This is a genomic window from Arthrobacter sp. FW306-1B-F12A (assembly GCF_058781865.1).
In genome coordinates, this window is sequence record NZ_JBYSXD010000062.1 from 11,958 (window position 1) to 24,752 (window position 12,795).

Here is a 12,795-nt window from a genome sequence, read left to right on the forward strand (position 1 = left end):
GCCCACCTTGCGAGGTGGGCCGGCCGCCGTCGTTGTTTGCTAAGACTGGCTAGAAGCCTTCAGGCTGCCATTCACCGGTGACCAGGTAGGTCACCTTGCGGGCAACGGAGACGCCGTGGTCGGCGAAACGCTCGAAGTAGCGGCTGGCGAGGGCCACATCCACCGTGGTGGCTGCAGTCTCGGCCCAGGCAGGATCAGCGATTGCCCTGAAGACGCTCAAGTGCAGATCGTCCACGCGGATGTTGAGCTTGAGGATGTCGCGGGCAACTTCGAGGTCGCGGGACTCCAGGAGCAGCGTCACCTTCTGGATGATTTCGAGGTCGAGGCGCGCCATGTCCTTGAATGTCGCCGTCAGCTGCTCGGGGATGACCGTGGCCGGGTAGCGCAAACGGGCCAGCTGGGCCACGTGCCGGGCGAGGTCACCCATGCGCTCCAGGGATGCGCTCATCCGCAGGGAGCCGACGATCATCCGGAGATCGCTTGCCACAGGGCCCTGGAGGGCCAGGATGTCGATGGCGCGCTCGTCGAGGCCGTTCTGCAGGAAGTCGATCCGCGCGTCGGCGGCAATGACATCCTGGGCAAGATCGACGTCGGCGCCTTCGAAGGCGGTGGTCGCGTTCTGGATCGCCTCAGTGACCAGCTTTGAGATCTCGATGAGGTCCTCACCGACCTGGATGAGCTCCTCCTGAAAAACCTTGCGCACGGTGGCGTCCTCTCCTTGGAAATCTCCTCCGCACCCCTCTGACGGCGCGGAAATCATCACAGCTAACTACGGTCCAACTAGTAAGAGTGGCAGTGGTCAATGAACGATTGCGCACCTTTAGGTGAACGTTAGCTGAATCGGGGCGGTTTGGTGACCGTTCCATATTTTGCAGTGTTTTGAGCGCATAAGCTAGATCCGTGGATCCAGTGCTCATCGGTGTCATCGCAGGTCTAGTCGGCCTGTCGTGCGGCGTCTTTGGCGTGCTCGCGTTCAGGCTCAGTGAACGGCAGCGGAAGATCGTGGACCTGGACGTCACCGAGCCGCTTCTTCCGGAGGGAGCAGCGGAGGTGCTGTCGGTCGTCGGGCGCGCTTTCGTCGTCGTGGACGCGATCGACGGCGTGGTCCGGGCCAGTCCCGCGGCCTATGCGTACGGCCTCGTGCGGGGCCACACAGTGGTGCACAAGCAGTTGCTGGACATGACCGCAAAGGTGCGGCGCGACGGCGTGATCCTCGAGGAGACTTACGAGTTGCCCCGCGGTCCATTGGGCAAGGGAACCATTGTGGTCCAGGTGCGGGCAGCCATGCTCGGATGGGAATATATCGTCCTGCTGGCCGATGACCGTACCGAAATCACCCGTACCGAAGAGATCCGCAACGACTTCGTGGCGAACGTCTCGCATGAACTCAAGACGCCGGTGGGCGCCATCTCCCTGCTTGCGGAAGCGCTTGAGGCGAGCCCGGACGACGAAGAAGCCGTGCGCCGCTTCGCGAAGCGCATGCACAAGGAATCGACACGGCTGGCCGCGCTGGTTCAGGACATCATTGAGCTGTCCCGGCTTCAAGGTGCCAATGTGGCACAGCAAGGGCACGCCGTGGACATCAATACGGTGATTTCCGAGGCCGTGGACCGCTCGCAGCTCCCGGCCGAGCTCAAGAACATCAAGATCGTCGTCGGAGGCCGCACGGAAACGATGGTTTTCGGCGACCAGGACCTGTTGGTGACCGCCTTGCGGAACCTGATCGACAACGCCATCCGTTATTCGCCGGAGAACACCCGCGTGGGAGTGGGGGTCCGCGCCAAAGAAGGCGTGGTGGCCATTTCCGTCACGGACCAGGGCGAGGGTCTCAGCCCGGAGGACCAGGAACGCATCTTCGAACGCTTCTACCGTGTGGATGCGGCGAGGTCCCGGCAGACCGGGGGAACAGGCCTGGGACTGAGCATCGTCAAGCATGTGGTGTCCAACCACGGCGGCGAGGTCACCGTCTGGTCCCAGCCAGGCCAAGGTTCTACTTTCACCATCCGCCTTCCGGAAATGGAAGGCCAGGAGGACGACGACGCCGGGGCGAAGCCCCGAAGCGTGATTCAAACGACGGGCGCCGTACGCGCCCTAGAGCAAGGAGCTGGCGCTTGAGCAGGATTCTGATCGTGGAGGACGAGGAGTCCTTCAGCGACCCTCTGTCCTACCTATTGGGCAAGGAAGGCTTCGATGTCCAGGTTGTGGACAACGGCAGTGACGCCTTAGTGGAGTTCGACCGGAACGGGGCCGACTTGGTGCTGCTGGACTTGCAGCTTCCGGGGACCCCTGGCACTGAGGTCTGCAGGCAACTGCGCCAGCGTTCCAGTGTCCCGGTCATCATGCTGACGGCCAAGGACTCGGAAATAGACAAGGTGGTTGGCCTGGAGCTCGGCGCGGACGACTACGTCACCAAGCCGTACTCCTCGAGGGAACTCGTGGCGCGCGTGCGTGCCGTGCTGCGCCGCCAAGGCGAACCGGAGGAACTCATCACGTCCACCGTCCAGGCCGGCCCGGTGCGGATGGACATTGAGCGGCACGTAGTGAGCGTCAACGGCGAACAGGTGTCGCTTCCGCTGAAGGAATTCGAACTCCTTGAGATGCTCCTTCGCAATTCAGGCCGGGTGCTCACCCGCGGGCAGCTGATCGACCGCGTCTGGGGCTCGGACTACGTGGGCGATACCAAGACCCTGGATGTCCACGTGAAGCGCTTGCGCAGCAAGATCGAGCCGGACCCCTCTGTTCCCCGCTACCTGGTGACGGTTCGGGGCCTGGGCTACAAGTTCGAGCCGTAGGAACCTACAGCAAAAAGGAAGGGCTCCCCTCGTGGGAGCCCTTCCTTTTTGTCTTCGTGGATCCAGCTTGTTGCCGACCCTAGCGGCGCAGGCCGCAGGCCGCTGGCAGCCTAGTGGCCGGTTGCGCTTGCGCTCGGCGTCGCGCTGGTGCCCGAGGTCGCACTGCTGCTCGGGGTGGCGGAACCGCTGACTGAGGGGCTCGGAGAAGCGGAAACCGTGGGGAGGTACTTCGAGTATTCCTTCAACGAAGCATCCAGGACCGGGAACTGCACGGTGCGGGAATCGGAGCCGGTCTTGATGGTCACGGAAACCATGGAACCCGGGGCTCCGCCGCTTGTGCTCAGAATCGCGGGGTCGGTGTTCTCGTTGAGGTAGGTCTGGGACTTGGCCTTGACCGGAATAGTCGCCTGTGAGCCGCCTGCGCCACTGATGGTCAGGGTTGCATCGCTCGAGGAAGTGTTGAACACGGCACCAATGACGCGTCCCGGCTTGTTGGCGTCCGTGGCGACGATGAGCATGTTGCGCAGCTGAAGCGAACCGAGGTCATCCCTGACGCCATCAGACGGAGAGTACTGCTCGTTGGTCTGCTGGGGGTTGATATAGCCACAGCCGGTCACGGACAAGAGACCGATGCTGATGGCGGCCGCCGCCATCGCCAGTTTGCCGCGCTGGACACGGTTCATCGCAGTAATGCGCACGACACGTACTCCTCTAAGAGTCATTGGAACACTTTTCAGCCATAGCCTATCGGCAAACTAGCAGGAACAAGGATTCCGATCACCATTGTGGCGGCCCTCCAGAAGGAGTAGGGTCATCCGGAACGCTGCGTCCAATGCACTTTTATGCCCTCCCGTCAAGAGGGTGCCGGAGGGTCGAAAAGGCCATTTTCCGCGTATTTACTGGGCTCAGGACCCCTTTCCGTGCCAATCGTATGCCTTAAGCGTGATAAACTGGTCTGCGGGAAAGGGGAAAGTCCACATGGTTTTTGAGGTCGGCGAGACAGTAGTTTACCCTCACCACGGTGCAGCAAAAATTGAAGAAATCAAGATGCGCACTATCAAGGGCGAAGAGAAAATGTATCTCAAGCTCAAGGTGGCTCAGGGTGATCTGACCATTGAAGTTCCAGCAGAAAACGTAGACCTTGTTGGGGTCCGCGACGTAGTGGGCAAGGAAGGCTTGGAGCACGTATTCGACGTTCTCCGCGCCGAGTTCACTGAAGAGCCCACCAACTGGTCCCGTCGCTACAAGGCAAACCTGGAGAAGCTTGCTTCCGGCGACGTCATCAAGGTTGCAGAGGTCGTCCGCGATCTTTGGCGCCGTGATCACGATCGCGGCCTTTCCGCAGGTGAGAAGCGAATGCTGGCCAAGGCTCGTCAGATTCTGATTTCAGAACTGGCATTGGCTGAGAAGACCGACGAAGAGAAGGCCGCAAGCGTTCTCGACGAAGTTCTGGCTTCCTAACAGAGATTCAAAGATTTGAACCCCGGTAGCAACCTGCTGCCGGGGTTTCCTTTTGCCCGAAAGCTGAACTCCCAGCGCCGCAGCCCAACCAACTCGCAGTAGGTGTCGTTCTGGGCGACCAAAACGACACCTAGTGCTAGCTAGTTGGGCCGGTGGGCACCACGTAGGCTTGGGCGCATGACTACACCATCCCAGCGCGAGGCCACCGCCGTCGTCGTCGTTGCGGCAGGCTCCGGTGAGCGGCTTGGCTACGGCATGCCCAAGGCGAAAGTGCCGCTGGGCGGCGAAACGATCCTGACCCATGCCCTTCGCGGCGTCGCGACCGCCGATGTTGCCCGCCAGATCTGCGTGGCAGTCCCCGCAGGCGATCTGGAAATGCGCGAGCTTTGTGAACAATTCCGCCAAGAGCTGGGCGCTGACGGTCCGCTGATCACCGTGGTCGACGGCGGATCCACCCGGGCCGCTTCGGTCCGGGCGGCCCTTGGGGCGGTCCTTGAGGGAACCCGCGCTGTGCTGGTTCACGACGCCGCGCGTGCCTTGACTCCCGACCGGGTCTTCCACCGCGTAGCCGTTGCGCTCTCGTCGGGCGCCAAAGCGGTCATCCCCGCTATTCCGGTGGTGGACACCGTCAAGATGGTTGCGGAAACGGACGGGGACGACGCCGGAATCGCGCCCGAGATCGTCACGGGCACCGCCCCGCGAGAACAACTGCGCGCCGTGCAGACTCCGCAGGGATTCGACTATGAAACTTTGCTGCGCGCCCACGCGGCAGCCGCGACGTTCGACGACGAGCAGTCGGCGGCAGTCACGGACGACGCCATGCTCGTCGAGCTCCTGGGCGTGCCCGTGCACGCGGTCCGGGGCGCCAGCCAGTCGTTGAAGATCACCACGCCGCTGGACCTCATCATTGCCGAAGGCCTGCTGGAAGGGCCGCTCGGAGTCCGCTGGGTGGAAGGCTGATGGAAGGCTCGCAGAACGTAACGACGATCCTGCCGCGCACCGGCATCGGGGTAGACGTGCACGCCTACGCACCTGACAACGATCCGCAGCCGCTATGGCTCGGCGGGCTGTTTTGGGAGGGGGAGCGCGGACTTTCGGGGCATTCCGACGGCGATTGCGTCGCCCATGCGGCTGCGGACGCGCTCTTCTCGGCGTGCGGCATCGGTGATCTGGGCACGCATTTCGGCACGGACCGTCCCGAACTCGCGGGTGCGTCCGGGGTGAAACTCTTGGGGGAGGCTGCCAGGATCGTCCGTGCCGCCGGTTTCGAAATCGGGAACGTGGCAGTGCAGTTCGTTGCCAACAGGCCAAAGTTCGGGCCGCGGCGTGAAGAATCGCAGCGTGTCCTCAGCGCCGCCGCTGGAGCTTCCGTCAGCGTCACGGCAACCACCAGCGATGGCTTGGGTTTCACGGGGCGTGGCGAGGGCATTTCCGCCGTCGCCACGGCACTCGTGTACGCCGTGCCGGGAGCGCACAAAGGCGATAGCGCCTAAATCGCGCCTAAACAGGGACGGATGGCGCCCAACGAAGCCTGATGGTCCGCATCCGCTAATCTGGAGCGGTGACCCTGCGCTTTTACGACACCGCATCCGCCGAAGTCCGCGACTTCGTTCCCCTTGAAGCCGGCAAGGCCAGCGTCTACTACTGCGGTGCCACGGTGCAGGGGATGCCGCACGTGGGACATGTCCGTTCCGCGATCGCCTTTGACCAGTTGACCCGCTGGCTTGAATATCGCGGCCTGCGTGTCACCGTTGTCCGCAACGTCACAGACATCGACGACAAGATCCTCGCCAAGTCGGCGCAGTCATTCGGGCCGGACTGGGCCGAGGAACCAACAGCCAAGGCAGAGGAAGAATGGTGGGCTCTGGCCTACCGCTACGAGCAGGAATTCGAGCAGGCCTACGACGTCCTGGGCGTTTCCCGCCCCACGTACGAACCGCGCGCCACCGGCCATATCCCGGAGATGCACGCCCTCATTCAAAGGCTCATCGACCGCGGCCACGCCTACCCTGCGCTGGACGACTCCGGCGACGTCTACTTCGACGTCCGCTCCTGGAGCAAGTACGGCTCGCTGACCCGCCAGAACATCGACGATATGCAGGGCGCCGCCGACGTCGAGCCGCAATTCAGCAACAGGAAGCGCGACCCGCGGGACTTCGCGCTGTGGAAGGGTTACAAGGACGGGGAGCCGACGACGGCGAGCTGGGTTTCGCCGTGGGGAACCGGCCGGCCGGGTTGGCATCTTGAATGCTCCGCCATGGCTACGAAGTACTTGGGCCAGCAGTTCGACATCCACGGCGGCGGATTGGACCTCCGCTTCCCGCACCACGAGAACGAGATGGCACAATCGCAGGCTGCGGGCGACGAGTTCGCCAACTTCTGGCTGCACAACGGCATGGTCACGTATGAGGGCGAAAAGATGTCCAAGTCGGTGGGCAACACCGTGAGCCCCGAGGAGATGCTCGAACTCGCGAGTCCGCGCGTTGTCCGGTACTACCTCGGCCAGGCGCAGTACCGCTCCATCCTGGACTACCGGCCCACCTCGCTTCAGGAGGCTGCAGCTGCCGTGGAGCGTATCTACGGTTTTATTGCGAAAGCCTCCAAGAAGTTCGGTGGCGAGTTCGCCGCCCACCCTGAGTCGAGTCCCGTGCCGGATGCCTTCGCTGCTGCCATGGATGACGATCTCAACGTCCCGCAGGCCCTTGGCGCCCTGCACGAGACTGTCCGTGCCGGAAACACGGCGCTGGCGTCCGGGGACGACGCGGGAGCCCGGCAGGCGCTCCAGGCCGTGATGGCCATGACCACTGTGCTCGGACTGAACGATGTACGCGGCGAGGTCCAGGAGAATTCCGAGACCGCCCAGGCCCTTGAGGTCCTTGTGGAAGCCCAGTTGCAGGCGCGGGCCGACGCGCGGGCCAACAAGGATTGGGCGGCTTCCGACGCGATCCGGGACACTCTCGCGGCAGCCGGTATCGCCGTCGAGGATGGCGCCGACGGCGCCAGCTGGAGCCTCAAACGGGACTGAGAAAGGGCCGTCGTCCCGATTTAAGTTGATTCAGTAGACTTGATTGCAGACGTACTCAACACAATCAAGGGTGGAATTCATGGCCAACAACGGTCGCCGGGCTGTCAAGAGCAAGAAGGGCCCCACCACCGGAACCGGTGGCCACGGTCGAAAGGCCCTCGAAGGCCGGGGTCCGACCCCCAAGGCTGAGGACCGCGAGTACCACAAGGCGTACAAGAGCAAGCAGCTTGCTGAACGCTCCGCAGCCAAGCGTGCGGCCGGAGGCGCCAGCCGCTCCAACCCGGGCGCCCGCTCGGGCCCCAAGGGCCGCGCTACCGAGGAAGTGGTCACCGGACGCAATTCCGTGGTGGAGGCACTTCGCGCCGGAATCCCCGCGAAGGCACTGCACGTTGCCATCCGGATCGAGATGGACGACCGCGTCAAGGAATCCCTCAAACTCGCTGCCGAACGCGGCATCCCGCTGCTGGAAACCGGTAAGCCCGAGCTTGACCGCATGACCGAAGACGCTGTCCACCAGGGCCTCGTGCTGCAGATCCCGCCGTACGAATACCAGGACGCCTACGACCTCGCCGAAGAGACGGTCGCCAAATGGAAGAAAGGGTACATCCCCAACGCGCCCCTCTTCGTTGCGCTCGACGGCATCACCGACCCCCGCAACCTGGGCGCCATCATCCGCTCCGTTTCCGCCTTCAGCGGCCACGGCGTGATTGTCCCCGAGCGCCGCTCCGTCGGTGTCACCGCTTCGGCTTGGAAGACCAGCGCAGGCGCGGCGGTCCGCGTTCCCGTGGCCCGGGCGTCCAACCTGAACAACGCCCTCAAGCAGTTCAAGCAGATGGGTATCTTCGTGTTGGGCCTGGACGGCGACGGCGATGTCTCGCTGCCGGATCTCTCCTTGGCCACCGATCCCGTGTGCATTGTTGTGGGTTCCGAGGGCAAGGGCCTCAGCCGCCTGGTCCGTGAAAACTGCGACCAGATCATCTCCATCCCGATCGACTCCGCCATGGAATCGCTCAACGCCTCTATGGCAGTGGGCATCTCCCTGTACGAAGTCTCAAGGCAGCGCGCGGCCAAGTAGCCGATTGGGTGGCGGCCCAGCCGCCGGCCAAATACTGACGCTCGCTCACTTATGTGGTGTTTCCGACGGACGCCCGCTCACTTAGGTGAGCGGGCGTCCGTCTATTTACCGCCAGATGTGAGCGAGCGTCCTTGTTTTTGACGCCAGATGTGAGCGAGGGTTGCCGTTACCTTCAGAAATCGCGGCGGTTCGCCAGGACCGGGAGCTTGACCCGCGCGTCCTCGACGACGGCGGCGTCCAGTTCCGCGAACAAGAGGCCGGGTTCGGCGTCGAGCTCTTCCAACACGTTTCCCAAGGGGGACACGACGACGGAGTGCCCCACTCCGGTGGGTGCCGCACCTTTGGGTTCACGGCCCTGGGTCACTGGATCGCCCTGACCGCACGCCAGAACGAAGGTCGTGGTGTCGAGAGCCCGGGCCCGCGCGAGCAGCTTCCACTGCTCCGCCTTCCCCGGTCCGGCTCCCCAGGAAGCGGACACGATATTCACATCGGCTCCGCGCTCGGCATTGGCCGTGAAGAGCGCCGGGAATCGGATGTCGTAGCACGTGGCCAGGCCAAAGGTGAGGCCACCGGCGTCGAACGTCACCGGATCGGTGCCGGCGTCGACGGTGTCGGATTCCGCAAAGCCGAACGCGTCGAAAAGGTGGATCTTGTCATAGCTGGTGTCCACTCCGGGCCCGGTGGCGATCAGGGTGTTCCGGACCTTGCCGTTGCTGCTGCCGTCGGAGGCCACTCCAGGGGTGAACATTCCGGCCACGATCACGATCCCAAGATCCTGGGCGATCTTCCGCACCCGGCTGGCCCATGGCCCGTCCAGGGGCTCGGCGATGTCGAGCAGGGAATTTCCGAACGCCCGCATGGTCGCTTCCGGGAACACCACGAGCTCGGCGCCGCCCTCCTTGGCCCGGCGCGCGTAGTCTTCCAACAGGATCAGGTTGTCTGCCAGCTCGCGGCCGCTGATGAGTTGAGCAAGAGCGATTCGCACGATTACCTCCACATTGGTGTATAGCCAAAGTATGCAACGACCGTGCCGAGGATACGAACTCATCCGCGTGCGCGCGGGCGTCTTCCGCGCAACCGACACAATCCGCTCCAACGACCGGTTTCACGAAAAGCGCAACGGGCCGGGGGAGATGACGTTTCAGCAGGTGAGCAGCTTGTTTGCGCTCCCGGGGGCCGTCGGTTTGGGTCCGACCGGAGGATGCGGGCACTGTCATATGGGCCGTGGGCAAGGGAGAATTGGCCCTGGAGACTAAACTCTCAACTAATGGTTATGCCGATTTTTGACACAGCATCTACAGTGGACGCCTCGCGGCCGTCGCCGCTCGGGCTCAGTGTTCCGCTGCCCGGGAAATCCGACCGCGACACCTCCTCGCCGGACCGGGTCAACGTCGCTGTATGGGCCCCCGGACTCACTCGAGTCGAAATCGCCTACAAGGCCCCGGGGGACTCCTGGAAAGTCCACACGCTGCCCAAACTCGAGGACGGCGTGCACCACGGGATCGTGGACGGGCTTCCGCTCGGCACCCGGTACGGCTTCCGGGCAGCAGTCCACGAGGACACACTTCCACTATCTGTGCCTGCTCCGGACTTTGACGCCGACGACGCCGAGCAGCTCTTGCTGGATCCCTACGGTCGGGCGGTGCACCAGCGCGGAGAACTGCTGACCTCCGTACGGATGGACTCGGCTTTCGATTGGGGCGACGACCGTCCGCTGCGCACGCCGTGGCGGGAGACTATTGTCTACGAGGCACACGTCCGCGGCCAAAGCATGCTGCATCCGGATATCCCCGAGCACCTCCGCGGCACCTACGCGGGCATGGCCCACCCCGCCATGATCGAGCACTTCCACTCATTGGGAGTCACGGCTGTCCAATTGCTTCCCATCCACTTCCACATCGACGAGCAGCACCTGCAGTACTTGGGCCTCACCAATTATTGGGGCTACAACACAGCAGCCTTCTTTGCGCCCCACTCGGACTACGCCACGCAGGCAGCCCAGCAGGCCGGGCCCCACGCCGTCCAGGATGAATTCAAAGGCATGGTGAAGCTCCTGCATGCCGCCGGGATCGAAGTGATCCTCGACGTCGTCTACAACCACACGGCGGAAGGCGGCCCCGACGGCGACACCCTCAGTTTCAGGGGCCTCGGCGAGCAGCGGTATTACCGCCACGATGCCCACGGCCGCTACCTCGACACGACGGGCTGCGGCAACACCCTCAATTTTGCGGAACCGAGGGTAGTGGATCTGGCCATTGAATCGCTGCGCTATTGGGCGGAAGAATTCCACATCGATGGCTTCCGTTTCGACCTTGCCGTGACCCTGTGCCGCAATGCGGGCAACGAGTTCGATCCTGAACATCCTTTCCTGAAGCGCATCGCGGAGGACCCGGTGATCTCCAAGACCAAGCTCATTTCCGAGCCGTGGGATGTGGGCTACGGTGGCTGGCAGACAGGGCGGTTCCCCAAGGGATGGGTGGACTGGAACGATCACTTCCGCGACGGCGTGCGCCGCTTCTGGCTCTCTGACCGGGGCGCTGCCGACGCCGGGATGTCCGGGGGAAACGTGGGGGTCTTGGCGGACGCCTTGACTGGCTCCGCCCGGGTCTTTGAACCCTCTGGGCGCTCAAGGCTCGCCTCCCTCAACTTCATCACCGCCCACGACGGTTTCACGCTTGCCGACTTGGTGTCCTACGACCGCAAGCACAACGAGGCCAACGGCGAACAAAACCGCGATGGCCACAGCGACAACCGCAGCTACAACCACGGATTCGAAGGACGAACGGAGAACGAGAGGATTCTCGCGGCCCGTGCCCTTTCGAAACGGAACCTCATGACTACGTTGATGATCTCCATCGGCGTGCCCATGATCACCGCCGGCGACGAGCTTGGGCGCACACAGCAGGGAAACAACAACGCCTATTGCCAGGACAACCCCCTGACGTGGATCGACTGGACCCAGACACCCGAATCGCACGACATGCTGCGGAGCACCAAACGGGTGATCCGGCTCCGCAAGGAGTTCATGCAGGCCCAGGACGCGGGCTTCCCGGACAAGGGGACGGGCCTGGACTGGTTTGATGAGGAAGGCCAGCCCATGACGGCGGCCCGTTGGCACGATCCTTCCCTGCGGGTTGTGCAACTCCTGGTGAGCTCGGAGGGCGGCGCCTACCGCGGCTTGCTCGTGATCAACGGGAACAAAGACGATCAGAAGGTCGTCCTGCCCAAACTGGTCGCCGAATCCGGTGCCGGCAGCCGGATGTTCGAACTAAGACTGACGACGTCCGAGCTCAATGACCGCAGGCAGGGCGCGCTGGTCGCGGCAGGCGAACGGGAAGTCGTCCAAGGCAACACCATCAACGTCTACCGCACCTAGGAACCATGAAAATCTATTCCGCAGACACGTGGACACTCGAAGAACTACAGGAACAAGTGTCCGACGCCGGCCGCCGGACCGTGATGGTGCCGCCGGCCGCAAACAAGGAGGCCGTCCTGGAAGTGTTCGGCCAGGTGCTCGATTTCCCCGAGTACGACGGCGTGGACCTGGATGCGCTCAACGATTCACTCCACGATTTCGCAGACAGTGTGTCCGAGGACGAGCAACCACCCGTCACCCTGATTTGGCAGGTCCCTGCCGTCTACCGAACGGACCGGTCCTTCGGGTTGGTCTGCGAAATCCTCCAGGACGCCGAGTTCTACTCCGGGCGCGACCTCGCTGTCATAGCGGTCTTCCAGCAGTAGCGCGACCGGGCGGGCAGGGCCCGCCCGGTTAGCCGCTACGCGTTGACGATCAGCCCCAGTTCGGCCTTGGAGGCCAGGGAGGGGTGTTTCGGGAAGACCCGGACGGTGTAGCCGAAGGACCCGGAGCGGTTGATCAGGATGGACCCGGTGAACAGGTGGCGCCCGTTGCCAAGGTCCTCGAACGAGCTCAGTTCGGCCACGGTGATGTCCTCCAGCTCATCGCTTTCTTCGGCCCGCCCATAGGCCACCTCGACGCTCACATCGTCCGGTGTCAGCGTATGGAGGGCGATGTAGGCGTTGACCTGGAGGGTGTCGCCGATCTGGGGCTCCTCGGAGACGCCGATGGAATCGACGTGTTCCACGATCAGCTGTGGCCAGGCGGTGCGGACCTTGGTGGTCCAGGCCGCGAGTTCCTTCGCTTCCTTGAACGAGCCGGCCACGGCGCGCCGTCCCGACTCGGCTGCGGGGCGGTAGAGGGTGTTGACGTAGTCCTGGAGCATGCGGTCGGCCGAGACGGCGGGGCCGAGGTGGGCCAGGGTGTGCTTGATCATCGAGACCCAGTGTGTCGGCACGGCTTCCGGGCCGGACTGCGAGGGCCCGGCCGCGCCGGCTTCCGCGGAGACGGTGGAGCCGTAGAAGCGCGGGGCCACCTGGGTTTCCAGGAGCTCGTAGAGCGCGGCCGCTTCGATGTCATCGCGTTC

At 63.6% G+C, this 12,795-nt stretch carries 12 protein-coding genes and 1 pseudogene; 9 read left to right on the forward strand and 4 right to left on the reverse strand.

Annotated elements, in window-relative coordinates; all coding sequences use genetic code 11:
• Positions 1-49: 49 nt before the first annotated feature.
• Positions 50-703 (reverse strand): phosphate signaling complex protein PhoU, encoded by a 654-nt coding sequence (gene phoU / locus AC3WJU_RS20495; RefSeq protein WP_284753411.1) that lies wholly within the window; start codon positions 701-703, stop codon positions 50-52.
• A gap of 206 nt (positions 704-909) precedes the next feature.
• Here phoU and AC3WJU_RS20500 point away from each other — a divergent pair, with 206 nt between their 5' ends.
• Complete coding sequence (locus AC3WJU_RS20500; RefSeq protein ID WP_284988815.1) at positions 910-2,115, forward strand: sensor histidine kinase; 1,206 nt, start codon at positions 910-912, stop codon at positions 2,113-2,115.
• The gene (locus AC3WJU_RS20505) at positions 2,112-2,792 is read left to right on the forward strand and encodes a winged helix-turn-helix domain-containing protein (RefSeq protein WP_059388662.1); all 681 of its coding nucleotides are present in this window, start codon (positions 2,112-2,114) and stop codon (positions 2,790-2,792) included. The genes AC3WJU_RS20500 and AC3WJU_RS20505 overlap by 4 nt, the downstream gene beginning before the upstream one ends.
• Before the next feature lie 110 nt (positions 2,793-2,902).
• Here the strand turns inward: AC3WJU_RS20505 and AC3WJU_RS20510 are convergent, their stop codons facing one another.
• Positions 2,903-3,475, reverse strand: a complete 573-nt coding sequence (locus AC3WJU_RS20510; RefSeq protein WP_284988816.1) for a hypothetical protein — start codon at positions 3,473-3,475, stop codon at positions 2,903-2,905.
• A 295-nt stretch (positions 3,476-3,770) separates the two neighbouring features.
• On the opposite strand from AC3WJU_RS20510, the gene AC3WJU_RS20515 reads away from it, so the two are divergent.
• The 5 genes from AC3WJU_RS20515 to rlmB all read left to right on the forward strand — a co-directional run bounded on the left by AC3WJU_RS20515 (position 3,771) and on the right by rlmB (position 8,353).
• Complete coding sequence (locus tag AC3WJU_RS20515; protein ID WP_011690592.1) at positions 3,771-4,253, forward strand: CarD family transcriptional regulator; 483 nt, start codon at positions 3,771-3,773, stop codon at positions 4,251-4,253.
• Between the two features lie 177 nt (positions 4,254-4,430).
• Positions 4,431-5,213, forward strand: a complete 783-nt coding sequence (gene ispD, locus AC3WJU_RS20520) for a 2-C-methyl-D-erythritol 4-phosphate cytidylyltransferase (RefSeq protein ID WP_284988798.1) — start codon at positions 4,431-4,433, stop codon at positions 5,211-5,213.
• A complete protein-coding gene (gene ispF, locus AC3WJU_RS20525) occupies positions 5,213-5,746 on the forward strand; it encodes a 2-C-methyl-D-erythritol 2,4-cyclodiphosphate synthase (RefSeq protein WP_492260709.1) in 534 nt (177 codons plus the stop codon). The genes ispD and ispF overlap by 1 nt, the downstream gene beginning before the upstream one ends.
• A gap of 68 nt (positions 5,747-5,814) precedes the next feature.
• Positions 5,815-7,278, forward strand: coding sequence for a cysteine--tRNA ligase (gene cysS, locus AC3WJU_RS20530; RefSeq protein ID WP_306962714.1), 1,464 nt, complete (start codon positions 5,815-5,817; stop codon positions 7,276-7,278).
• A gap of 79 nt (positions 7,279-7,357) precedes the next feature.
• Positions 7,358-8,353: a 23S rRNA (guanosine(2251)-2'-O)-methyltransferase RlmB gene (gene rlmB, locus AC3WJU_RS20535; protein ID WP_284753371.1), complete on the forward strand. Its 996-nt coding sequence runs from the start codon at positions 7,358-7,360 to the stop codon at positions 8,351-8,353.
• A 172-nt stretch (positions 8,354-8,525) separates the two neighbouring features.
• On the opposite strand, the gene AC3WJU_RS20540 is transcribed toward rlmB, so the two are convergent.
• Positions 8,526-9,338: a carbon-nitrogen hydrolase family protein gene (locus AC3WJU_RS20540; RefSeq protein ID WP_492260710.1), complete on the reverse strand. Its 813-nt coding sequence runs from the start codon at positions 9,336-9,338 to the stop codon at positions 8,526-8,528.
• Positions 9,339-9,620: 282 nt separating this feature from the next.
• Here AC3WJU_RS20540 and glgX point away from each other — a divergent pair, with 282 nt between their 5' ends.
• Both glgX and AC3WJU_RS20550 read left to right on the forward strand, forming a co-directional pair.
• Complete coding sequence (glgX, locus tag AC3WJU_RS20545; RefSeq protein WP_306962718.1) at positions 9,621-11,729, forward strand: glycogen debranching protein GlgX; 2,109 nt, start codon at positions 9,621-9,623, stop codon at positions 11,727-11,729.
• A gap of 5 nt (positions 11,730-11,734) precedes the next feature.
• Positions 11,735-12,094, forward strand: coding sequence for a barstar family protein (locus tag AC3WJU_RS20550; protein WP_306962720.1), 360 nt, complete (start codon positions 11,735-11,737; stop codon positions 12,092-12,094).
• 35 nt (positions 12,095-12,129) lie between these two features.
• Here AC3WJU_RS20550 and AC3WJU_RS20555 read toward each other — a convergent pair.
• A pseudogene (locus AC3WJU_RS20555) lies at positions 12,130-12,795 on the reverse strand (DUF3417 domain-containing protein); the annotation flags it as partial.